Annotated in this window: 26 protein-coding genes and 1 tRNA gene; 14 read left to right on the top strand and 13 right to left on the bottom strand. The window is 60.5% G+C overall.

Annotated elements, in window-relative coordinates; translation table 11 throughout:
• On the top strand, positions 1 to 210 hold the full coding sequence (locus tag DevBK_RS06255; RefSeq protein WP_317184835.1) for a sulfurtransferase TusA family protein: 210 nt from the start codon (positions 1 to 3) through the stop codon (positions 208 to 210).
• On the opposite strand, the gene DevBK_RS06260 is transcribed toward DevBK_RS06255, so the two are convergent.
• Entirely contained in the window at positions 207 to 1,394 is a 1,188-nt protein-coding gene (locus DevBK_RS06260) for a D-alanyl-D-alanine carboxypeptidase family protein (protein ID WP_317184836.1), read from the bottom strand. The genes DevBK_RS06255 and DevBK_RS06260 overlap by 4 nt on opposite strands.
• 151 nt (positions 1,395 to 1,545) lie before the next feature.
• Here DevBK_RS06260 and DevBK_RS06265 point away from each other — a divergent pair, with 151 nt between their 5' ends.
• Positions 1,546 to 2,118, top strand: a complete 573-nt coding sequence (locus DevBK_RS06265) for a DJ-1/PfpI family protein (protein ID WP_317184837.1) — start codon at positions 1,546 to 1,548, stop codon at positions 2,116 to 2,118.
• A 68-nt stretch (positions 2,119 to 2,186) separates the two neighbouring features.
• Entirely contained in the window at positions 2,187 to 2,606 is a 420-nt protein-coding gene (locus DevBK_RS06270) for a helix-turn-helix domain-containing protein (RefSeq protein ID WP_317184838.1), read from the top strand.
• Positions 2,607 to 2,622: 16 nt separating this feature from the next.
• Here the strand turns inward: DevBK_RS06270 and DevBK_RS06275 are convergent, their stop codons facing one another.
• The 4 genes from DevBK_RS06275 to mgtE all read right to left on the bottom strand — a co-directional run bounded on the left by DevBK_RS06275 (position 2,623) and on the right by mgtE (position 6,506).
• Entirely contained in the window at positions 2,623 to 3,528 is a 906-nt protein-coding gene (locus tag DevBK_RS06275) for a division plane positioning ATPase MipZ (RefSeq protein ID WP_061906791.1), read from the bottom strand.
• A gap of 103 nt (positions 3,529 to 3,631) precedes the next feature.
• Positions 3,632 to 4,057 carry a DUF1489 domain-containing protein gene (locus DevBK_RS06280; protein ID WP_317184839.1) on the bottom strand — a complete coding sequence of 142 codons (426 nt, stop codon included), beginning with the start codon at positions 4,055 to 4,057 and terminating at the stop codon, positions 3,632 to 3,634.
• The gene (locus DevBK_RS06285; protein WP_317184840.1) at positions 4,054 to 4,731 is read right to left on the bottom strand and encodes a glutathione S-transferase family protein; all 678 of its coding nucleotides are present in this window, start codon (positions 4,729 to 4,731) and stop codon (positions 4,054 to 4,056) included. Before DevBK_RS06285 ends, DevBK_RS06280 begins: the two co-directional genes overlap by 4 nt.
• Before the next feature lie 359 nt (positions 4,732 to 5,090).
• Positions 5,091 to 6,506, bottom strand: a complete 1,416-nt coding sequence (mgtE, locus tag DevBK_RS06290) for a magnesium transporter (protein ID WP_062631268.1) — start codon at positions 6,504 to 6,506, stop codon at positions 5,091 to 5,093.
• A 132-nt stretch (positions 6,507 to 6,638) separates the two neighbouring features.
• Here mgtE and DevBK_RS06295 point away from each other — a divergent pair, with 132 nt between their 5' ends.
• On the top strand, positions 6,639 to 6,998 hold the full coding sequence (locus tag DevBK_RS06295; RefSeq protein WP_317184841.1) for a hypothetical protein: 360 nt from the start codon (positions 6,639 to 6,641) through the stop codon (positions 6,996 to 6,998).
• Positions 6,999 to 7,002: 4 nt separating this feature from the next.
• On the top strand, positions 7,003 to 7,530 hold the full coding sequence (locus tag DevBK_RS06300; RefSeq protein WP_317184842.1) for a hypothetical protein: 528 nt from the start codon (positions 7,003 to 7,005) through the stop codon (positions 7,528 to 7,530).
• Positions 7,531 to 7,588: 58 nt separating this feature from the next.
• On the opposite strand, the gene DevBK_RS06305 is transcribed toward DevBK_RS06300, so the two are convergent.
• Together DevBK_RS06305 and DevBK_RS06310 are read right to left on the bottom strand one after the other, a co-directional pair.
• A tRNA-Leu gene (locus tag DevBK_RS06305) sits at positions 7,589 to 7,673 on the bottom strand.
• A 121-nt stretch (positions 7,674 to 7,794) separates the two neighbouring features.
• Complete coding sequence (locus DevBK_RS06310; RefSeq protein WP_061906796.1) at positions 7,795 to 8,028, bottom strand: FliM/FliN family flagellar motor switch protein; 234 nt, start codon at positions 8,026 to 8,028, stop codon at positions 7,795 to 7,797.
• 76 nt (positions 8,029 to 8,104) lie between these two features.
• Here DevBK_RS06310 and lipB point away from each other — a divergent pair, with 76 nt between their 5' ends.
• Both lipB and DevBK_RS06320 read left to right on the top strand, forming a co-directional pair.
• Positions 8,105 to 8,848 (top strand): lipoyl(octanoyl) transferase LipB, encoded by a 744-nt coding sequence (gene lipB, locus DevBK_RS06315; protein WP_317184843.1) that lies wholly within the window; start codon positions 8,105 to 8,107, stop codon positions 8,846 to 8,848.
• 79 nt (positions 8,849 to 8,927) lie between these two features.
• Positions 8,928 to 9,452 (top strand): DUF4282 domain-containing protein, encoded by a 525-nt coding sequence (locus tag DevBK_RS06320; RefSeq protein WP_317184844.1) that lies wholly within the window; start codon positions 8,928 to 8,930, stop codon positions 9,450 to 9,452.
• Between the two features lie 62 nt (positions 9,453 to 9,514).
• Here the strand turns inward: DevBK_RS06320 and DevBK_RS06325 are convergent, their stop codons facing one another.
• Positions 9,515 to 9,892: a DoxX family protein gene (locus DevBK_RS06325; RefSeq protein ID WP_061906799.1), complete on the bottom strand. Its 378-nt coding sequence runs from the start codon at positions 9,890 to 9,892 to the stop codon at positions 9,515 to 9,517.
• 238 nt (positions 9,893 to 10,130) lie between these two features.
• On the opposite strand from DevBK_RS06325, the gene rimO reads away from it, so the two are divergent.
• Complete coding sequence (gene rimO / locus DevBK_RS06330; protein ID WP_061906800.1) at positions 10,131 to 11,456, top strand: 30S ribosomal protein S12 methylthiotransferase RimO; 1,326 nt, start codon at positions 10,131 to 10,133, stop codon at positions 11,454 to 11,456.
• Between the two features lie 39 nt (positions 11,457 to 11,495).
• Here rimO and DevBK_RS06335 read toward each other — a convergent pair whose 3' ends face one another.
• Entirely contained in the window at positions 11,496 to 12,410 is a 915-nt protein-coding gene (locus DevBK_RS06335) for an esterase (protein WP_317184845.1), read from the bottom strand.
• A gap of 227 nt (positions 12,411 to 12,637) precedes the next feature.
• Here DevBK_RS06335 and DevBK_RS06340 point away from each other — a divergent pair, with 227 nt between their 5' ends.
• The 6 genes from DevBK_RS06340 (at position 12,638) to folK (ending at position 17,162) form a co-directional block, all read left to right on the top strand.
• Positions 12,638 to 13,621, top strand: a complete 984-nt coding sequence (locus DevBK_RS06340; protein WP_317184846.1) for a sulfate ABC transporter substrate-binding protein — start codon at positions 12,638 to 12,640, stop codon at positions 13,619 to 13,621.
• Positions 13,622 to 13,688: 67 nt separating this feature from the next.
• Positions 13,689 to 14,525, top strand: coding sequence for a sulfate ABC transporter permease subunit CysT (cysT, locus tag DevBK_RS06345; RefSeq protein ID WP_061906803.1), 837 nt, complete (start codon positions 13,689 to 13,691; stop codon positions 14,523 to 14,525).
• A complete protein-coding gene (gene cysW / locus DevBK_RS06350) occupies positions 14,525 to 15,337 on the top strand; it encodes a sulfate ABC transporter permease subunit CysW (RefSeq protein ID WP_317184847.1) in 813 nt (270 codons plus the stop codon). The genes cysT and cysW overlap by 1 nt, the downstream gene beginning before the upstream one ends.
• A gap of 155 nt (positions 15,338 to 15,492) precedes the next feature.
• Positions 15,493 to 16,335, top strand: a complete 843-nt coding sequence (folP, locus tag DevBK_RS06355; RefSeq protein ID WP_062631259.1) for a dihydropteroate synthase — start codon at positions 15,493 to 15,495, stop codon at positions 16,333 to 16,335.
• Between the two features lie 12 nt (positions 16,336 to 16,347).
• Positions 16,348 to 16,728 (top strand): dihydroneopterin aldolase, encoded by a 381-nt coding sequence (folB, locus tag DevBK_RS06360; RefSeq protein ID WP_317184848.1) that lies wholly within the window; start codon positions 16,348 to 16,350, stop codon positions 16,726 to 16,728.
• Entirely contained in the window at positions 16,728 to 17,162 is a 435-nt protein-coding gene (folK, locus tag DevBK_RS06365) for a 2-amino-4-hydroxy-6-hydroxymethyldihydropteridine diphosphokinase (protein ID WP_317184849.1), read from the top strand. Before folB ends, folK begins: the two co-directional genes overlap by 1 nt.
• Here folK and DevBK_RS06370 read toward each other — a convergent pair.
• From DevBK_RS06370 to crcB, 4 genes are read right to left on the bottom strand one after another with little or no spacing between them, the layout of a single operon-like run.
• Positions 17,151 to 17,930: an ATP12 family chaperone protein gene (locus tag DevBK_RS06370; RefSeq protein WP_317184850.1), complete on the bottom strand. Its 780-nt coding sequence runs from the start codon at positions 17,928 to 17,930 to the stop codon at positions 17,151 to 17,153. The two genes, folK and DevBK_RS06370, sit on opposite strands and share 12 nt — an antisense overlap.
• A gap of 2 nt (positions 17,931 to 17,932) precedes the next feature.
• The gene (locus DevBK_RS06375) at positions 17,933 to 18,595 is read right to left on the bottom strand and encodes an HAD-IA family hydrolase (RefSeq protein WP_317184851.1); all 663 of its coding nucleotides are present in this window, start codon (positions 18,593 to 18,595) and stop codon (positions 17,933 to 17,935) included.
• Complete coding sequence (locus DevBK_RS06380; protein ID WP_317184852.1) at positions 18,592 to 19,581, bottom strand: RluA family pseudouridine synthase; 990 nt, start codon at positions 19,579 to 19,581, stop codon at positions 18,592 to 18,594. The genes DevBK_RS06375 and DevBK_RS06380 overlap by 4 nt, the downstream gene beginning before the upstream one ends.
• Positions 19,578 to 19,961, bottom strand: coding sequence for a fluoride efflux transporter CrcB (gene crcB, locus DevBK_RS06385; RefSeq protein WP_062631254.1), 384 nt, complete (start codon positions 19,959 to 19,961; stop codon positions 19,578 to 19,580). Before crcB ends, DevBK_RS06380 begins: the two co-directional genes overlap by 4 nt.
• Positions 19,962 to 19,964: the final 3 nt, after the last annotated feature.

Genomic DNA, 19,964 nt, shown 5'->3' on the forward strand with positions numbered 1-19,964 from the left:
TTGATCGATGCCAGGGGGCTGAGATGCCCCCTGCCCGTCTTGAAACTCGAAAAGCGTATCGAGAGCCTGGCGAGCGGCGCGGCTCTGACGGTACTTGCGACCGACCCGATGGCGGAGATCGATATTCCGCTCTATTGCCGCCAGCGCGGCCATACATGCCTATTGCACAGGGATCGCGACGTGCTGCGGTTCGAGATTACTAAAGCCTAGCGCGAAGCGGGGCGTGGGCGCGGATAGGGCACGCCTGGGCTGCCGGCGAGTTCGAGGCCTGGGCGCAGGTTAGCGTCGAGCGCCGACGCTGACGTCGTGGTGTCTGAGACCAGAGCTGCGCTCGGGAACGCCGGAACGTGCGCAGGACGCGGGCGCGGCAGGGCAATGTCGGTGCGCATACGGCCAAGATCGGTCGCGACGTGTTCGACGGCGGCAATCTGGTCGGTGAGATAGCTCGGCTGGCCCTTCATGCCCATGGGGAATGCGGCTTCCTGCGCTTTGACATAGGTGGCAGCATCCTTGCCGCAAATATTGGCACGCATATCGACGGGCGCGGCGCCAACGGCATTGCTCACATTGAGAATGGTCTGGCCGGTTGGCGTGGCAGAGCCGGACAGGCCCTTGAGCAGGAGTTCGGCGGCGCGCTCATTGCGATCGCGACCCGACGAGCCGCCGAGAACGACGGCGAGCAGGCGGCGACCATTGCGATCGACATCGGCCACGAGGTTGAGGCCGGATGCGCAGACAAAGCCGGTCTTCATGCCGATGGCGCCAGAGAAGGTGGTCAGCAGATTGTTCTGGGATTCGAGCTTGAGATTGCCGATCCGCACGACGCTGGTGTGGAACATGGGCATGTATTGGGGAAAGCTCTGCTCGATGTAGAGCGCGAGCACCGCCAAATCGCGGGCGCTGGTGACCTGGAGCGGGTCATGAAGACCGTGCGGGTTTTCATAATGAGTGGCTGTCAGGCCCATGCGGCGCGCGACGTCGTTCATCTTGGCGACGAAATTGGCTTCGTTTCCGCCGATAGTTTCGGCGATGGCCACAGCCATGTCGTTGGCCGACTTGACGATCAGTATATAAAGCGCGTCTTCGAGCGACACCGAGGTGCCGACCTTGAGACCCGAACGGCTCGGGGCCATGGTCAGGGCGTATTTTGACAGTGTCACCGGCGTATCGAGCGTGACGGTGCCCTTGGCGATCTCCTCGAAAGCCACATAGGCTGTCATCAGCTTGGTGAGGGAAGCGGGATGCCATGGCTGACCCGCTTGCTCGGCATAGAGCACGTTCAGATTGTCACGATCGACAAGGAGCATCGGATTTGCCAATGCGGGCACTAGGCTCAGCAAGCTCAGGGCGAGGGCAATGGCAAAACGGCGCAACAACAGCACGGGGAATCTCATGGCAATCTTCAGGAATTGGGTCGTCTTTATCAGCGACGCCTCTTGGCCTCAAGAAATGGGGCAAAGTTTGACGTCCATGTGAACTGGCTACTGACGCCATCTGTCGCGCGCCGGGCAAAGCTTTTGGGCAACAGTTTTGAGGATTTTCGCCATGACGACTATCGTGACCATTCTGACCCCCAACTATGCCGACTGGGAAACCGCCCTGCTCAATGCTGCAGCGCGCAGCTACTATGGCATCCAGACACTCTTTGCTTCACCAGATGGCGAAGAAGTCGTGTCGTCGGGCGGGCTCCGCGTTATGCCGCAGCTTGCAGTGGCTGATATCGACGTTTCGACGGTGGATGCCGTGCTGGTCAATGGCGGGTCGATCTGGAGCACGCCGGCGGCGCCCGATGTGAATGTGGTGCTGAAAAGCGCGGCGGCGGCGGGGAAAACAGTAGGCGGGATCTGCGATGGTGTCATCGCCTTGGCGCGAGCTGGCCTTCTGGACGATATCGATCACACCGCCAATGGACCGGAGAGCCTGCCCGACACGGGATACAAGGGCGTGGCTCGATATCGCGATCAGCCACAAGCGGTTCTCGCGGGGAAAATTGTGACGGCCCCCGGGACGGCACCCGTCAGTTTCATGGGAGCGGTGTTTGAGAGCCTTGGCCTTCGCAACAATGATCTCGACTTTTATCTCGGGCTGTACGGCGCCGAGCATCACGCAAAGGTTTGAGGGCTAGTCACAACTAGTAACTGTGACTATATTTGTGCCTGAGTATCCAGATTGACGCGAGGCGCACCATGTCCCTGACAGACACATCCAAGCATGCCAATTGCTCGGCCATGTCCGATGTTCTGAGCCGGATCGGCGACAAATGGAGCGTCATGGTCGTTGGTATGCTGAGCCGGAACGGCACCCTGCGGTTCAATGAGCTCAAGCGCATGATCAATGGCGTTTCGCAGCGCATGCTGACGCTGACCCTGCGAAACCTTGAGCGCGATGGGCTTGTGAGCCGCATGATCTATCCCGAGGTGCCGCCACGCGTGGAATATACGCTCACGGAAATGGGCAAGACGCTGCAGGGGCCGATCAATGCCCTGTGGGACTGGTCGGCAGAGCATCATGTCTCAATCGTCGAGGCGCGGGATATCTATGACCAGCGCCAGATGACAGTCGCTGCTAGCGAGCCGCGCAAGATCGCCTACTCCCGGGGGCAGTAAGCCCCCTTCACTGTTTTTAGGGATCGCTTGGCGCCATATGGGCGAAGCGGTTGGCTTCGCCTTCGCGCGGAGCCGCTTCGAGCACTTCGCGGCGCGCTTCGGCACGGCGACTGAAGGGCAGGTTTAGCGCGGTGACGAGCTGGCGATATTCCTGACGCGCGCTGGTGTGCGACATGGATGGCACGCCGCCCAGCAGTTCCTCATCCAACGGATCAAACACGGTCATGCCAGTCGGAAAGAGCGAGCGGAAGATTACGCGCTCGGCGATGCCGTCGGACACGCGGCAGCCCAAGCGCATGGCGATGCGATCAAGCATGGTCTGAACTTGGCGCATGTTGCGCGAAGACAGCATGGAAATGCGATTGCGGACCAGGACCCAATCGATGGTGCGTCCGTCGATGGCGAGGCGTTCGGAGCGGGCGCGCTGGACGAGACGGGCATAATGGCTCAACTCGCGCGGCTCACCAGTGACCGGGTCAACATGGGCCATGACGTTGAGATCGATCAGGCTATCGTTGACCGGGGTGATCAGCGTATCGGCTAGCGAATGCGCGAGACGCGTCAGATTGGTATCAAAGCCCGGCGTATCGATGACGATGAATTCGGTCGATTGCTCAACCTCGGCAATAGCCTGACGGAAGAGGTCGAATTCGACGCGGTTGTTTTCCTTGAGGGAATCGCCGCGGGCCAGAGGCAGATGGAAGTGCGTGGTGTGCGGCAGGCTGAGGCCGCGCTGGCGGGCCCAATCGCGGCGATTGCGGACGTAATGGGTCAGCGTCTGCTGGCGGCTATCGACGTCGATCGAGGCGACTTTGTAGCCCTGGTAGAGTAGATAGATGGCGAGATGAAAGGCAGTGGTGGACTTACCCGACCCGCCCTTTTCATTGCCAACGACGATGACATGCGCCGCTTGCCGAACCATCTTGCCCCCAAATCACTGCGCGGAGTCTCACCGCTTCGGGCCTTATGCACAAGAGGGCGTAAGATTAACAATATTTAAACGATTAACGCGCGGCCGGAGCTGTTCACAAAAGCCCGAGGCGTGCCAATTCTGCAGCAATCTCGGACGAGTTCTCATCGTCATTGCCGGCCATGTCGGGTGGCGCATCCTTGGATTCGAGATAGCGCCAGCCTTGGAACGGCCGCTTCGGGTAGGGAATGGTTCGGATGAGGTTGGGCGACATGATAATGTCGCAGTAGTCCTTCCCCTCGGGATCGGTATAGGGCGCGAGGCGCTCGATGACCTGACGACAGACGATGGCGCCGGCAATGACCCAATAGATCGAGCCCTTGCCTTCCAATTCTGCGGCGCGCTTGGGCATCATGCGGGTGCGGTGGACGTGGACATCCTCGCCGTAATCGGCGCCCCACCAATGGGCGCGTTCGTCGCGGTAGCTTTCCAGCTCCTCGAAGCTGGAAATGCCCACGCAGAGCTTGACCATATGGATCATGCAAGCGTTCCGGGCGCGACGCGGCCCTGGATCACGTCGATCTCATCATCGTCGACAATCCACGGCTCCTTGAGCGCCAGTGCGCGCCATTCCTGGAAGGCCGGGAGGGCATAGATGGCTTCGACATATTTTGCGGCTGTGTCGGACGCCGGCAGATCGTAAGTGCGGAGGCGCGTTGCGAGCGGCGCAAACATGGCGTCTGCCGCCGTGAACTCGCCGAAAAGGAAGGGGCCGCCGGAGCGGCCGAGGAGATCGCCCCACAGTTGTTCGACGCGATGGAGATCCTTGCGCACCGAATCGAGATCGACTTTGCCTGGGTGCGAGGCGCGGAGGTTCATCGGCGCATAGGTGCGGAGTTGTGAGAATCCCGCATGCATTTCTGACGCGGCGGCGCGGGCGAGAGCCCGGTCGCGCCGATCGGCAGGCCAGATCGCCTTTTCGGGGAAAGCGTCCGCCAGATATTCGATGATGGCGAGAGTTTCCGGCACGGCCAGATCGCCGTCGATCAGCACTGGTACCTTGCCGGTCGGCGAGCGCTCGGCCAACGTTTCGCGCCAGCGGGGGCCCGAGAGCATCAGGACCTCGTCCTCGAAGGGCAAATCGAAATGGCGCAGCACGAGCCATGGCCGGAGCGACCAGGTGGAGTAATTGCGATTTCCGACGAGCAGCTTCATGACGGACCTCTGGGAAAGAGAAAGGGCGCCTCTGGCAAGGCGCCCTTCCCTAAAGCTTTTCAGTGGTGATTTCCAGCGCTGGAACCTGTCACCGATCCGAGATCGGGGACGCGTTCCTCCTCCACGTCAGACGCCGGCCACCACAGAGATAATGAGCCCCATAGACAGGAGGCATACCAGAGCCCAGCTTACGGAATTCCAAGCCAGGGTCTTCGGTTGACTGCGCATGCGCCGCTCCTTGTCAGACCTCCAAATCCAGCCATTTGATCTCGACCAAACGACCAGTCATAGAGCGTTAACCGTGAGCATAAACCTTTGCAAGTGATCTATCTGCAACAGTCCGCAGGTCGGTAAGACGCTCAGAAGAGGCCAAACCAGAGCCCGGCAATTCCCAAAAAGGCGAAAAAACCAACGACATCGGTGATTGTCGTGACGAAAACGGCGGAGGCGATAGCGGGATCGGCCTTGAGACGTTCGAGCGCCAGCGGAATTAAAATGCCTGCCGTACCCGCGACGATCATGTTGATGACCATGGCGGCGGCGATGACGGCACCCAGTTGCTCGTTGCCAAAGCGGATCCAAGTGACGATCCCGATCATGATCGCGAAAATGACGCCGTTGAAAAATCCGACGACCATTTCGCGGCGGATGAGTCGGCGCAGACGGCCGCCTGCCAGTTCGCGCATGGCGAGGGCGCGCACGGTGACCGTCATGGTTTGTGCGCCGGCATTGCCGCCCATGGAGGCGACGATGGGCATGAGGATGGCCAATTCCACCATGTGCTCGATCGTGCCGTTAAAAAGGCCGATGACCAGCGAGACGAGAACGGCGGTGACGAGATTGATTGCGAGCCAGGGGGCACGGCTGCGGACGGTGTCCACCGTCGTATCGGAAAGGTCTTCGTCGCCGACACCGGCCAGAAGCTTGATGTCTTCGTCGGCCTCCTCGGTGATGACGTCGACCATGTCGTCGATGGTGAGAACGCCGACGAGACGGCGGTTTTCGTCGACCACGCCGACTTCGACCAAGTCATAACGTTCGAAGGTGCGCGCCGCTTCTTCCTGATCATCGGCGGCATCGACGAGGACCAGGGTTGTGTTCATGATCGATTCGATCTGCGTCGCGCGTTTCGAGCGCAGGACTCGATCGAGCGGCAGGGTGCCGAGGACCTTATAGGCCGCATCCACCACATAGATCTGGTAGAATTCGTCCGGCAGATCGCGATCGGCGCGGAGATAGTCGATCATCTGACCGACCGTCCAGAAGGGCGGGATGGCGATGAACTCGGTCTGCATCCGCCGGCCGGCGGAGTCTTCGGGAAAATCGAGGCTGCGCTTGAGGCTCAGGCGCTCGAACGTCGGCAGGGCCGAGAGAATTTCGTTCTGATCGGCCTCGTCGAGGTCCTCCAGAATCGCCACCGCGTCGTCGCTGTCGAGATTGGCGACACCCCTCGCGATTTCAGAGTTGGGGATCGCCTCCATGACTTCGAGGCGGATGCTCTCGTCGACTTCGGTGAGCGCGGAATAGTCGAACTGATCGCCGAGCAGCTGGACGAGCGCCACGCGCTCATCGTGATCGAGCGCTTCGAGGACGTCGCCGACGTCGGATGTGTGCAGCGGCGCCATGACGAGGGCGACGTCTTCAGATCGCTTGGCAGCGAGAAACGCGCGGAGACGCTCAAGCCAATGCGGCGTGATGCGATCTTCAGCGTCGCGAAACGCGCTGGTGTCCATCTCGGGCGTGGGGCCGAGGTCTGTCTCGAAGTCGCTGCTCATTGGGAGCCCCTTCGTCGGATGGGTGTTTCAGGGCAAGGCAAGCAGTAGCCAATCGAACGAGAAGGCGCCAGACTAGGGCCGCAAAGTTTGGTGACAATTTCGCATCCGACCCATGCATGTGAGGAGGCAGGCATGTCAGACGGCATAGATCTCGACCCACACTTCGACCGAATCGAGACCGTGGCGAAGGCCCGCGGGCTGCAGGGGTTCGAGCGGACGACCAGCTATGGCACCCCTGCCCTGAAAGTTTCGGACCGAACATTCGTGCGTCTACTCGACGCGACGACACTGGTTATGCAGTGTCCGCTCGACCAGAAGGTGCTGCTGATGGAAATCTCGCCTGACATCTATTTCGAGACCGATCACTATGTCGGCTACGATACCGTCCTCATTCGGCTCGACGCCATTGAGGATGAAGAATTGGGGCTGCGGCTGGAAGATGCCTGGCGGTTCCGGGCAGACGAAAATGCCAAAGATAATCTGAAGGGATAGAAGTTTGGCCAAGAGTGTTGTGACGTGCAGTTGCGAACAAGTCGCCCTCGAACTTGATGGCGCGCCCTTCATCTCGACGGAATGCCACTGCAACAGTTGCCGGGAGGCTGCGGGACGGCTGCAGCCCCTGCCGCTGGCGCGACCGATGCTCGAGGACAATGGCGGAACGCAGTTCGTGCTCTATCGCAAGGATAAGGTCGCGTTTCTCCGCGGTCAGGACTTGCTGGAGGTTTTCCGGCTTGGGCCTGATGCGCCCACGCGACGCGTGATCAGCCGCTGTTGCAATAGCCCAATCTTTCTAGAATTTCAGAGCGGCCATTGGCTGAGTCTTTATTCGAGCCTGTGGCCTGCGGAAACGCGTCCCAAGCCTGAACTGCGGACAATGACGAGTGACAAAACCGACGGCATTGCTTTGGCAGACGATGTCCCGGCGGGAACGGCGCAAACCCTGCGATTCTATAGAAAGCTGCTTGGCGCCTGGATCGCAATGGGCTTCAAGACGCCAAAGATCCGTATCGGCAACGATACCTAGACCCAAAAACAAAAAAGCCGCCCGCAGGCAGCTTTTTGTTTCATCCCCGAGGGGTGAATGGTGCGGTCGAGAAGACTCGAACTTCCACGCCTTGCGGCACAGCGACCTCAACGCTGCGCGTCTACCAATTCCGCCACGACCGCACATCTGTGGTAGAAGCTCTCGGTGCCGAAGCGCCTTGAGCGAGTGGGGATGTAGCAAAGGACTTGGCGAACCTCAAGCACCTAAATGGAGATTTCTTTCAAGCCTGTGGAAGATCGGCAATCAGCCCTGCTTGTAGACCTTCTCCGTGACGAGCACGCGAAGCTGCCCGTCCTCGACATTGACTTCACCGCGGGCGATGAGCGTATGGTTGGCATAGATGGAGAGCGGGTCGTTTTCGGACTGTTCGAGCTCGATCACCGCGCCGCGGCCCATGCGCAGCAAATGATGGATCGGCATAAGCGTTGCGCCGAGCTCAACGGTGATATCGACTTCAATATTGTCCAGGGTGTTCATAGATAACATTCTGAAGAAGGACCGCTGCGCAGGATGCCGGCGGACTTGATGCGTTAAGGATTGCTCAGGCTTGGTTATGGAAGTCTTAACGAGCGCCGATGAGGCGTGCCAAATTCGTTCGAAATTGCATCGGGAAGACGATCAGGCGGTCGAATGGACGCAATTCGATGGCTTGATGGACTACGAAGAAACCCTCGCGGCCATGGAAGCGCGGGCAGCGGCGATCGCTGCTGGCGAAGCGCCTGAGGCGATCTGGCTGTTGGAACATCCACCGCTTTACACGGGCGGAACATCGGCTCAGGCCGAGGACCTAATCGATGCGCGATTCCCCGTTTTTGCGGCCGGGCGCGGCGGGCAATATACCTACCACGGACCGGGACAGCGCGTGGCCTATGTAATGCTCGATCTGACGCGGCGCGGGCGCGATGTGCGCTGCCTCGTCAAGGGGCTGGAACAGTGGGTGATCGATACACTCGAGGCGCACAACATTCACGGCGAGCGGCGCGAGGGTCGAATCGGGGTGTGGGTGCAAAGGCCCGATCGCGGTTTGGGCCGGGAAGATAAGATTGCGGCGATCGGTGTGCGGGTTCGTAAATGGGTGACCTTTCACGGCATTTCGCTCAACGTCTCGCCGGACCTTGGCCACTATAGCGGCATCGTGCCGTGCGGAATCACTGACCAGGGCGTGACAAGCTTTGAAGATCTGGGGCAATTGGCGTCGCTGGCCGAGGTCGATTCGGTTTTGCGCGCAAAGTTCGAGACCATCTTTGGGCGAACCGTGCATGGGGCGCCTGTGTTGGCCCCTGCCCTTTCGGCCTGAACACCGCCCAAAATCGGGTGATCCATTTTCTTTCAAGACGCACTAACCTTGGGAGAAATCCCGAATCGAGGAGCCCGGCATGACCACGGACGACCTGAAACGCCTCTTTACCCGCCAGACGCTGTTCCGGCTTGACGCGATCCTTTCACCCAAGCTTGTGCCGATCCTCTATGCGCTCGGGCTGGCCTCGATCCTCCTTTGGGCCATCAACCACTTCTTCTTCCGCTTCGGCACCGGTTTTGGGAATGGCCTCTGGGGCATTCTCGAAATCGTGGTGTTTGGCCTTGCAGCATTCGTTGGGCTGCGGATCGGCTGCGAGGCGCTGCTGGTTGGGTTCAAGAGCCATGAGGCGACTGGCGGCACGGTGACGCGCCCGCGTTATTCGGCATCGCTGCTTGATGAGGTGCGCGACGCCATTCGCGACCTGGCCGAACACGGTGAAGAAACCGATTATAACGATGCGGACGACTACATCACGCCGGCGACGGACGCGCCGCCAAGCGTGGTCGATGAGATCAGGCGCGAGCCGTCGACCACTGCAGGCGAGCCCTTCAAGCCCAGGCGAACCGCCAAGCGCACACCACCGCAATCGCCGATTACCTGAAGACCAAACAAAAAGGCCGCCGTGGATCGCTCCCGGCAGCCTTCTTCATTGGATCGAACCAATTACTTCTTGTTGACGCTCCAGGCGCCTGGGCCGGCGAAGACCAGATAGAGGAAGACGAAGCAGAACAGGATCGCAGCGTCGCCGCCATTGTTTGCGGGGAAGAAATTCGACGGTGCGTGAACCATGAAATAGGCGACGGCCATCGTGCCGGAGGCGAGGAAAGCGGCCGGGCGGGTGAAGAAGCCAATGGCGATCAAAATGCCGGTGACGATCTCGATGACGCCTGCGAACCAGAAGATCGAGAATGCGGGCGGAGACATGTCGGTGGCGGGAAAGCCGATGAGCTTCTGCGTGCCGTGAGCCAGGAAAAGCAGCGCCGTAATGATGCGCAGCACGGCGAGGGCCTGCGGCGCATAGGCGGAGAGACGATCGAACATTAAAAAACTCCCGATAGCTGCGCCAGGGCTGGCGCGAGAACGAGATGCCTAACGCACGTTAAGGGTTGCAGAAAGGCGAACAGACGCGAACGCACTGTTCACTCCACAGTTTCAAGATGCTGTGTCCACCGCTGCGAGAAAGGCTGATGACCCCATATTGGGGGGCAGTAACATTGCGTAACCGTCCAAGTTTCGGTATTACGCGCCATCCTTTCATTTACCGGATTGCTGCACGCGCATGAATCAGGCGCCCAAAATCGGTTTAGTCAGCCTCGGCTGCCCCAAGGCGCTCGTGGATAGCGAGCGCATCATGACGACGCTGCGCGCGCAAGGCTATTCGTTTAGCCGCGACTATGCCGGCGCCGACATCGTGCTCGTCAACACTTGCGGGTTCCTCGACAGCGCCAAGCAGGAAAGCCTCGAGGCGATCGGCGAAGCGCTCAACGAAAACGGTCGCGTGATCGTTACGGGTTGTCTTGGCGTTGAAGAGGGCCTGATCCGCGAAACGCATCCGAGCGTCTTGGCGATTACCGGACCGCATCAATATGAGAGCGTCGTTTCGGCGGTGCACGACCACCTGCCGCCCGTTCCGAACCGGTTCGTCGATCTCGTGCCGGAAAGCGGGCTGAAGCTGACGCCGCGGCACTATGCCTATTTAAAAATTTCCGAAGGCTGCAACAATCGCTGCTCGTTCTGCATCATTCCGCAGATCCGCGGCGATCTGGTTTCGCGCCCGGCTGCCGGCATTCTGGGCGAGGCCGAGGGCCTGATCCGTTCCGGCGTCAAGGAACTGCTGGTGATCTCGCAGGATACCAGCGCCTACGGCGTCGATATCAAATATGCCGAATCCAAATATCGCGGCCGCGACGTCAAGGCGAAGTTCTACGATCTCGCCAAGGAACTCGGGCAGTTGGGCGCCTGGACGCGCCTTCACTATGTATACCCCTACCCCCACGTCGATCAGGTCATCGAACTGATGGCGGAGGGTCTGGTGCTGCCCTATCTCGATATTCCGTTCCAGCATGCGTCGCCGAATGTGCTCAAATCCATGCGGCGCCCGGCGAACCAGGAAAAGACGCTCGACCGGATCAAGAAGTGGCGCGATATCTGCCCTGACCTGGCCATCCGCTCCAATTTCATCGTCGGCTATCCCGGCGAAACAGATGCTGATTTCGAATTCCTGCTCGATTGGCTGGAAGAGGCCGAGATCGATCGCGCGGGCTGCTTCAAGTATGAGCCCGTTACCGGCGCTCCGGCCAACGAACTCGACGGCATCGTGCCGGACGAAGTCAAGGAAGAGCGCTTTGCCCAGCTCATGGAAGTGGCGCAGGACGTGTCTTTCCACCGCCTGAGCCAAAAGGTCGGCCGGACCATCGACGTGATCGTCGACGATGTGCGCCCGGAAGAGAACCGCGTGATCGCTCGTTCCAAGTGGGATGCACCGGAGATCGACGGCCAAGTGATCGTCAGCAAGGCTGACGGCATCAAGATCGGGGATATCGTTTCGGTCACGGTGACCGATAATGACGAATACGATCTTTTCGCCGAACCGGTAGAAAAATAAGAAAATCCCCGCTTCGGCGGGGATTTTTGTTTGTGGGTTTCAGCGCGCGTAAGCGTTGAACGGGTTGTCGTGGGTGAGCTGAGTGATCGTCGCTTCGTCGATACCTGCATCGCGCAGCGCGGGCAGCAGCCATTCGGATAGATGCGTATAGGGCCGCGGGACGCCACCGCCGGGCTGAGCGGGATCGTACCAGCCGAGGTCGTGGCTGAGGAGCAGTTGCGGGCCGAGGCCAGCCTCCAGCGCCTTCAGGATTAGCGGCAGGATTTCGTCATCATTACCGTGGCCAATATTGTCATATTCGATCCAGGCGCCTCGGGCCGCCACGGCCTTATGGAGCTCGAAATCGGGCTCGGCCTGGGTGTGGATGGAGATGAAGCGCTCGAGCGAGCCACCTTCTGCTTCGATGATGTCGAGCTGATCCATCACTACCCGACCTTTGATCGTGTGCGAGCCGATGATGGCGCCCGTTCGTTTCGCGGCACGAGCGGCGGCGCGGAGGATGCGCTCTTCGAGCGGCGTGATGCCGTCGTCGCCAGCACTGATCTTGATCCAGGCGGCGATGACGCCAGTGTCCTCGATGCCGTCTGTCAGTTCGGCATACATCCAGGCTTCCAGTTCATCCTGACTGGCCGCAGCGACCCACGCAGGAATCCACGGCTCACGATAATTGCCGGTGGGCACGACGATGGGCATGCCGGTGGCTTTTGAGACGGCCAGATCGATATCGGCGCGTCGCCCTACCCCGCCGGTGGTGCATTCGACGATCGCGGTGACGCCGCGCGCCTTGGCCGCTTCGATCTGGGGCGCCATCAGGGCAATGACGTCTGCGGCTTCGGCCTCGGCATATCCCGGCTGGTCCGGGGTGCGAAGATCGACGAAGACATGCTCGTGGGGCAGGATCAGCCCCAACTGGCTGCGCTCAAGCGCGCCGAGGGTCGTGTGCAATCGCTTCAAGGATATTTCCTCCACTTTTGGCCTACTTTGGCTTCTCAAGCCGCAAAGGACAACCTCAAGGCGATCGAAACAATTTCGCGTTCACTGCGGCGTGAAAAGAACGGCTTTCCGCTGGTGGAGGGTGGGGTAAATTACTCATCCGATACAGGTATTTAGCGCTTTACGACGCATGAGCGGCCACCGCATCTAACGGGTCAATTGATCTGCTTGATGGAACAGCGTCTCAAATGAACAAGCTTCTCGCTTCTGCCGTTGCGGCCCTAGTGCTCGCCAGCTCGCCCGTACTGGCGCAGCCTACCGATATTCTCAATGCCTCCTACGACATTGCGCGCGAACTGTTCGAAGCCGAGAACGCTGCTTATGCCGCGACCGGTGCAACCGTTACCGTCAACCAGTCGCATGCTGGTTCATCGGCCCAAGCCCGCGCTATTCTCGAAGGGCTGCAGGCTGATGTCGCCACCTTCAATCAGGTGACAGACATTCAAAAGCTGGTTGAAGGCGGTTATGTGAGCGACGATTGGGCGAGCGAATTCCCCAACAATGCTGCCCCCTTCTATTCCTTCCCCTCTTTCCTCGTGCGGGCCGGAAACCCCAAGGGCATCAAGGATTGGGGCGATCTCGCCGCCGAAGGCGTGCAGGTGATTTTCCCGAACCCTAAAACCTCGGGTAACGGCCGCTACACCTATCTTGCCGCCCGCGCTTGGGCGACCGAGGAATATGCGGGCGACGAAGCCAAGATCGAGGAATTTCTCACCAAGCTTTTCGCCAATGTCCCCGTCTTTGAAACAGGCGGCCGCGCGGCGACCACCGCTTTCACCGAACGTCAGCTTGGCGATGTGCTCGTGACCTTCGAAGCCGAAACGCTTGGTGTGGTGAAGCAGCTTGGCGCCGACAAGTATGAAGCCGTGGTGCCCTCGGTCAGCTTCCTCTCGGAATTTCCCGTCGCAATCGTCGATAAGGTCGTCGATGCCCGCGGCAGCCGTGATCTGGCCAAGGCCTATCTCGATTTCCTCTTCACGCCTGAAGGCCAGGAAGTCGCGGCGGCCAATTTTCATCGGCCGCAGGACGAGACTGTGGCCGCAGCCCATGCCTCGACTTTCCCTGAAGTTCGGCTCGTGACTGTCGAAGACGCGTTCGGCGGTTGGGATAAGGTGGCGAGCGAGCATTTCGCCGATGGCGGCCTCCTCGACAAGGTCTTCGTCAATAAGTAACACCAGCGTTACGTCATGACTTTCGGCGCGGCTCCGGCCGCGCCTTATTCCGTTTTTAGAGGGGCACATGGCCAAGCAACGCAGCAAACATCTGCTGCCCGGTTTCGGGCTGACCATGGGTATTTCGCTTTTCTATATCACCCTCATCATTGCGCTGCCGATCCTCGCCATGCTGCTCAAGGTTGCGGGCATGGGGCTGCCCGAATTCTGGCGGATCGTCAGCTCCAATCGGGCGCTGGCAGCCTATCGGATAACCTTTAGCTCAGCGCTGATTGCGACTGTGATCAATGGTGTGGTCGGGCTGTTGTTGGCCTGGGTACTCACCCGCTATCGCTTTCCCGGCCGGCGCATTCTTGATGCTCTTATCGATCTGCCCTTTGCCCTGCCGACGGCGGTGGCGGGGCTCGTGCTGGTCACGCTTTTCGCCGACACCGGCTGGTATGGCCAGTTGCTTGAGCCCAATGGCATCAAGGTCAATTACACCCAGCTTGGCATTATCCTCGCGATGACTTTTACCTCGATCCCCTTCGTCGTGCGCGCGGTGCAGCCGGTGCTTGAAGAGGTCGATGCCGATTTCGAAAGTGTCGCGACGACTTTGGGCGCATCGCGCTGGCAGGTTTTCAGCCGCATCATCTGGCCGACGATTTTGCCTGCTTTCATCGGTGGCTGCGTGCTGTCGTTTGCGCGCTCGCTGGGCGAGTTCGGCGCCGTGGTGTTCATTGCCGGCAACCTGCCGGGCCTGACTGAAATTGTGTCACTGCTGATCTTCATCCGGCTCGACGAATATAACTACGAGGCAGCGGCGGCACTGGCATTCGTGCTGCTTGTCGTCGCGCTGGCGACGCTCATCGCCACCAATATGTTGGCCGCCTGGCAGGTGCGCTATGTCGGGAGGAAGAGCTGATGGTCGGCGCCCCGCCACGGTCTGCAGGCAGCATTTTGCTGATCCTGCTGGCTTTTGTCTTCGCCGGCATCGCTTTGCTGGCGCCCCTGGCGCTGATTTTCAGCTTCGCGCTGCGCGAGGGGCTCGGTGCTTACTTTGCGGCGATCTTCGAGCCGGGAACGCTGCACGCGATCTTCCTGACGGTGGTCACCGCCATCATTGTCGTTCCGATCAACATGTTTGTTGGCGCTGCGCTGGCTTGGCTCGTGACGCGCTTCACGTTTCGCGGGCAACAACTGCTTGTGGCCGTTATCGAATTGCCGGCGGCTATCAGCCCGATCGTTGCGGGCGTGGTGTATCTCTTCCTCTATGGCAATCAGGGGCTGCTGGGACCGATCCTCCAGCCGCTCGGCCTGCAGATCATGTTTAAGCCGCTTGCCATCGTGCTGGTCAGCCTTTTCGTCACCGCGCCTTACGTTGCGCGTGAGCTGATCCCGCTGATGCGGCAGCAGGGCACCGAAGATGAGGAGGCCGCGCTGTCGCTCGGGGCCAATGGCTGGCAGATGTTCTGGCATGTCACCCTGCCCAATATCCGCTGGGGGCTGGTCTATGGAGCGGTGCTGACCAATGCGCGCGTGATGGGCGAATTCGGGGCTGTGTCGGTTGTGTCCGGATCGATCCGCGGGCAGACGAATACCTTGCCGCTGCAAATCAATCTGCTGTTCAACGACTTCAACATTGCCGGGTCGTTTGCGGCGGCGTCAACGCTGGCGCTGATTGCCGTGGTGACACTGCTGATCAAATCTTCCCTAGAGGCCAACGTCCGGGGATAGTTGGATTTTTCTCCGCTTGCATGTTCGCCCCGATGTAGCCGCAGATAATCTGTGTTAATGATGCACGCGGATGTGCAGGCGGCGCCATCCAGCAAGAGAAAAAGTCGCTTGAGCTGGCGCTCTTCCGCCCCTAGAGCGTTGGGCAGGAACATTTCATGCACACCGTTCAGACCATCGACCTGCGCAATCGCGACCCACTGCTCCTCGGCGCCACGCCGCTGGTCATGGGCATTCTCAACGTGACGCCAGACAGCTTTTCTGACGGCGGGCTGCACGACAATCTTGACCTCGCGGTCGCGCACGCGCGAGCCATGGTTGAGCAAGGCGCGCATATTCTGGATGTCGGCGGCGAAAGCACCCGGCCCGGCTCTGAAACCGTCGCGGTGCAGGAAGAACTCGACCGGGTGATCCCGGTGATCGACTCCATCCGCAGCGCCGGGATCACCACGCCGATTTCGATCGATACCAACAAGCCGCTTGTTGCCGATCAGGCCATCCAGGCCGGTGCCGATATCATCAATGACGTGCTTGGCCTCCAGGGGCCGGCTGAAATGGCGGAGATCGCGGCGCTTTATGGCGTGCCGGTGGTCGCCATGCACTGGGACAAGCTCTGGGACGCGCAGACCGACCCAATGCCTGCAATGCTCGACTATTTCAGGAAAACGCTCGCCGCAGCGCAGGCCAAGGGCATCAAAGACGCCCAAGTGATCCTCGATCCCGGCTTTGGCTTTACCAAGACCCTGTCGCAGAACTACCAGATTTTGCGAGAGCTTCCCAAGCTTGCCGAGGCTTTTCCAGAGCATGGCATTTTGGTGGGTACATCTCGGAAATCGATGATCGGGCGTTTGCTCGACAACCTTCCCAACCAGCGGCTGGCGGGTACTGTGGCGACGACGGTGCAAGGCTATGAGCGCGGCGGCCACATCTTTCGCGTGCATGATGTCGGCGCTAATCGGGATGCGCTTCGCGTGGCGCAGGCGACGCTTTATGGCCCCTGAACAGGACTTTTGATGACTCATCCATTCACCGGCGACCGTATCGTTCTTCGCGACCTTGGCTTTTATGGCTATCACGGGCTCTTTGCCGAGGAAGAAAAGTTGGGGCAGCGGTTCATCATCGATCTTGAATGCGGTGTCGATTTGACAGCGCCGGGCGAGAGTGATGCGATCGGGCATACCGTCTCCTATGCCGATATCTATGATCTGGTGAAAGCGACGTTCGAGAAGCGGACCAAGCTGATCGAGGCGCTGGGGCAGAATGTGGTTTCGGCGCTGTTCGAGCGGTTTTCCGATATCGACTGGATCATCATTCGCATTCGCAAGCCCGAAGCGCCGATTGCCATGGTGCGCGGCGAGGCGGCGATCGAATTACACCGCGTGAGGCCGAACTGATGGCTCTGGCCTGGCTTAGCCTTGGGGCGAATATCGGCGATCCGCAGGCGCAACTTGAAGAGGCGATCCGGCGGCTCGATGCGCATCCGCATATCCGGGTGGCAAGACAGTCCTCGGTGATCGCGACCAAGCCTTGGGGCAAGACCGATCAGCCGGATTTCGCCAATATGGCGGCGGAGATCGAGACTGATCTTGAGCCCATCGATCTGCTGCATATCGCGCTCGATACGGAGCGGGAGATGGGTCGGGTACGCCACGAGGTCTGGGGGCCGCGCGTGATCGATATTGACATCATCGCCTATGAGCGGATCGAGATGCAGACGGGGCGGCTCACCCTGCCCCATCCGCATGCACACGCGCGCGATTTCGTGTTGGTGCCCTTGCGCGAGATCGCGCCGGATACCGCCGATTGGATCGTCGGCCTAAGCGCGTAAAGCCTCTACGACGGCGACGGCGGTATCGAACTCCACGCGGCGCTTGGCGCGGCGGACCATGGCTTCGTCGTCTTCGCCCCAGAGGCGGATCTGGTGGTCTTCATCGACATGGGCGGCGGTCCAGACCTGATCTGCCGTCAGAAGTTGATGCAGCAGCGCGATGGCGAGGAGGCCTGAGCCGGTGATGCCGGTGATGGAGACCAGCGCCGTCAGCGAGAGCAGTCCCTGCCCTTCGAGAGCGGCATCGAGCCGCTGAAGCGTCGAAGCGGGCTGCGGCTGGTGGATGATGCCTATGGTCGGCTGGAAGGCGACATCGAAGTGGCGCGCGAGCTTGACCAAGGCGCCATCCCAATGGAGTTCCTGATCGGCCACCAGCTCTTCCGGCGCGCCGGCGCGGTAGAGCAGCAGGTCGTTGCCGGCGAACTTGCCGATCTCGGCGCGGAAGGCCGGCGCTTGTTCCTCGCCGCTTTCGACGGCGGAATTGATGAGGCGCACCATGGGCATGGTGGTGGGGTCGACATATTTGTCCTGCGCGGCCCATTCGGTGGCCATGGCTTGCGCGATGGATTGGGCGGGGACGACGACTGGGAGCTTGCGGCCAGGCGTGCGGGTCGGCTTGCCGTCGAGCGTGACGACGAAGCCGGCATCGGTGCGGGCGACATCGACGTCCTTATAGAAGCGCTTGGGCAGCTCGATCTGGTTCATATGCTGCGCCTGGCCATAGCCAAACTCCTGATTTTTCAGGGCATCTTCGAGCTGGTCGCGCATGTTCAGTCCAATACGTGTTTGATCGCCGCGGGCAGATCGGCGTAGCTATCGACGAGAATATCTGCGCCGGCGGCTAGCAACTCATCGTTGTCGTGGTGTCCCCAGGTGACACCGATGGCCTTGGTGCCCGCGGCTTTCCCCATTTCGATGTCGTAGGTCGTGTCGCCGATGATGACCGTGTCGGCTTTGTCGGCGCCCGTTTCGGCCATGGCGCGCAGCATCATTCCGGGATGTGGCTTGGATGGGTTGTGATCGGGCGTCTGCAAGGTCACGAAATGATCGGCGATGCCGTGGAGTTGGGTCAGCCGGTGAACGCCATTGAGGCCCTTGCCGGTGGCAATGCCGAGGAGAGTCTCGGGCCAATCCCTAAGGAGATCAAGAGCTTCGCGGGCGCCGGGGAAGAGGCCTTCGCGGCCCTCGGCCTGGACGAGCGAGGCGCGGTAGTGCTTGCGATAGTCCTCGGCCATCTGCTCTGCTTGAGGCGTCACATCGGTGCCGAGGAGACGCGCAATGGCGACCGGCAGCGATAGGCCGATGACGCGGCGGGACTGGGCCGGGCTTGGCGGGGGAAGCCCGGCTGTCTCGAAGGTGGTCGCCATATGTTCGACGATCAGGGCTTCGGTGTCGATCAGCGTCCCGTCCATGTCGAACATAATCAGCTTCATGCATTGTCCTCTGGATCGGTGTCCTGCACGTCGAAGCGTTCGGCATCGAAGCCAAGGGCATCCCAGCTTTCGCGCATATGTGGCGGCAAAGGCGCTGAAATATCGAGCCTTTTGCCATTGCGGAGCGGGAGAGCGATACGGCGGGCGTGAAGGTGCAGACCCTCGCCGAGGCCGGGCGCCGGCATCCAGTTTTCGATGTTGAAATAGCGCGGATCGCCGATAATCGGCGTGCCGAGCTGGGCCATGTGGACGCGAAGCTGGTGGGTGCGGCCGGTGACGGGCTTGAGCGTGACCCAGGCAAAGCGGCGGCTGGCGGTGTCGGTGGTCGAATAATAGCTCGAGGAGTGAACGGCGCCGGGCGTGCCATTCTTGACCACGACCATCTGTTCGCCGTCTTCGGTGACGCGCTTGGCGATGAAGCAGGAAATTTCGCCCTGACGCGGCGTCGGGTTGCCGGCGACGAGGGCCCAATAAATCTTGCGGGCCGAACGCGACATGAAGACCTTGCCGAAATGCGTGGCCGCAGCGGCGGTCTTGGCGACGACGAGGCAGCCGGAGGTGTCGCGGTCGAGGCGATGAACGAGGCGCGGTGGTTCGCCGAGCTTGTTGGGCAGGCTTTTAAGGAGGCCGTCGAGGTGGCGCGTGGTGCCGCTGCCGCCCTGGACGGCAAGGCCGTGGGGCTTGTTGAAGACGTAGAGATCATCATCCTCATAGAGGATTATGTCCTTGAGATATCTCGCATCTTCCTGATTGACCTTGACCGGACGAACCGTGCCGGGATCATCGACCGGCGGGATGCGGACGACCTGGCCTTCGGCAAGACGCGTGCTCGTCTCGGCCTTGGCCTTATCGACCTTGACCTCACCATTGCGGATCAGCTTTTGCAGGCGGCCAAAACCAACCTGGGGGAAATGCCGGGCAAACCAGCGGTCGAGACGCATGCCGTCTTCGTCTGCCGTGACTTCCCGATGTTGAACGCCACTCATGCGGGGCCGCCTCTCGTTATCAGAAGGCCGAGATATAGGCCCACGAGGCAAACTACAACCGACAAGGCGACATAGAGCCCAGCTTGCAGCCATGCGCCGCGTTCGAAGAGGGTTATGGTGTCGAGGGAAAAGGAAGAAAAGGTGGTGAAACCACCGAGAATGCCGACGGCGACGAAAAGCCTGGCTTCTTCCTGATTGGGCGGCAGGAAGCGGGCCATGAGGCCGACGAAGACGCCCATGGCGATCGAGCCGATGATGTTGATCAGCAGCGTCGCCAGCGGAAAGCCCATTGGCCAGAGGCGGCCAATGAAGCCGGCGAGGCCGTAGCGGGCCATGGCGCCAATGGCGCCCCCAGCGCCGACGAGGAGGAAGCCATTCATGGC

Source organism: Devosia sp. BK (assembly GCF_032907385.1).
Classification (GTDB): domain Bacteria; phylum Pseudomonadota; class Alphaproteobacteria; order Rhizobiales; family Devosiaceae; genus Devosia.

Bases quoted from the DNA above. Each gene is read 5' to 3' on its own strand.
- DevBK_RS06260 (WP_317184836.1), bottom strand. From the start codon at position 1,394: ATGAGATTCCCCGTGCTGTTGTTGCGCCGTTTTGCCATTGCCCTCGCC.
- DevBK_RS06265 (WP_317184837.1), top strand. From the start codon at position 1,546: ATGACGACTATCGTGACCATTCTGACCCCCAACTATGCCGACTGGGAA.
- DevBK_RS06270 (WP_317184838.1), top strand. From the start codon at position 2,187: ATGTCCCTGACAGACACATCCAAGCATGCCAATTGCTCGGCCATGTCC.
- DevBK_RS06275 (WP_061906791.1), bottom strand. From the start codon at position 3,528: ATGGTTCGGCAAGCGGCGCATGTCATCGTCGTTGGCAATGAAAAGGGC.
- DevBK_RS06280 (WP_317184839.1), bottom strand. From the start codon at position 4,057: ATGATCCATATGGTCAAGCTCTGCGTGGGCATTTCCAGCTTCGAGGAG.
- DevBK_RS06285 (WP_317184840.1), bottom strand. From the start codon at position 4,731: ATGAAGCTGCTCGTCGGAAATCGCAATTACTCCACCTGGTCGCTCCGG.
- mgtE (WP_062631268.1), bottom strand. From the start codon at position 6,506: ATGAGCAGCGACTTCGAGACAGACCTCGGCCCCACGCCCGAGATGGAC.
- DevBK_RS06295 (WP_317184841.1), top strand. From the start codon at position 6,639: ATGTCAGACGGCATAGATCTCGACCCACACTTCGACCGAATCGAGACC.
- DevBK_RS06310 (WP_061906796.1), bottom strand. From the start codon at position 8,028: ATGAACACCCTGGACAATATTGAAGTCGATATCACCGTTGAGCTCGGC.
- lipB (WP_317184843.1), top strand. From the start codon at position 8,105: ATGGAAGTCTTAACGAGCGCCGATGAGGCGTGCCAAATTCGTTCGAAA.
- DevBK_RS06320 (WP_317184844.1), top strand. From the start codon at position 8,928: ATGACCACGGACGACCTGAAACGCCTCTTTACCCGCCAGACGCTGTTC.
- DevBK_RS06325 (WP_061906799.1), bottom strand. From the start codon at position 9,892: ATGTTCGATCGTCTCTCCGCCTATGCGCCGCAGGCCCTCGCCGTGCTG.
- rimO (WP_061906800.1), top strand. From the start codon at position 10,131: ATGAATCAGGCGCCCAAAATCGGTTTAGTCAGCCTCGGCTGCCCCAAG.
- DevBK_RS06340 (WP_317184846.1), top strand. From the start codon at position 12,638: ATGAACAAGCTTCTCGCTTCTGCCGTTGCGGCCCTAGTGCTCGCCAGC.
- cysT (WP_061906803.1), top strand. From the start codon at position 13,689: ATGGCCAAGCAACGCAGCAAACATCTGCTGCCCGGTTTCGGGCTGACC.
- cysW (WP_317184847.1), top strand. From the start codon at position 14,525: ATGGTCGGCGCCCCGCCACGGTCTGCAGGCAGCATTTTGCTGATCCTG.
- folP (WP_062631259.1), top strand. From the start codon at position 15,493: ATGCACACCGTTCAGACCATCGACCTGCGCAATCGCGACCCACTGCTC.
- folB (WP_317184848.1), top strand. From the start codon at position 16,348: ATGACTCATCCATTCACCGGCGACCGTATCGTTCTTCGCGACCTTGGC.
- folK (WP_317184849.1), top strand. From the start codon at position 16,728: ATGGCTCTGGCCTGGCTTAGCCTTGGGGCGAATATCGGCGATCCGCAG.
- DevBK_RS06370 (WP_317184850.1), bottom strand. From the start codon at position 17,930: ATGCGCGACCAGCTCGAAGATGCCCTGAAAAATCAGGAGTTTGGCTAT.
- DevBK_RS06375 (WP_317184851.1), bottom strand. From the start codon at position 18,595: ATGAAGCTGATTATGTTCGACATGGACGGGACGCTGATCGACACCGAA.
- DevBK_RS06380 (WP_317184852.1), bottom strand. From the start codon at position 19,581: ATGAGTGGCGTTCAACATCGGGAAGTCACGGCAGACGAAGACGGCATG.
- crcB (WP_062631254.1), bottom strand. From the start codon at position 19,961: ATGAATGGCTTCCTCCTCGTCGGCGCTGGGGGCGCCATTGGCGCCATG.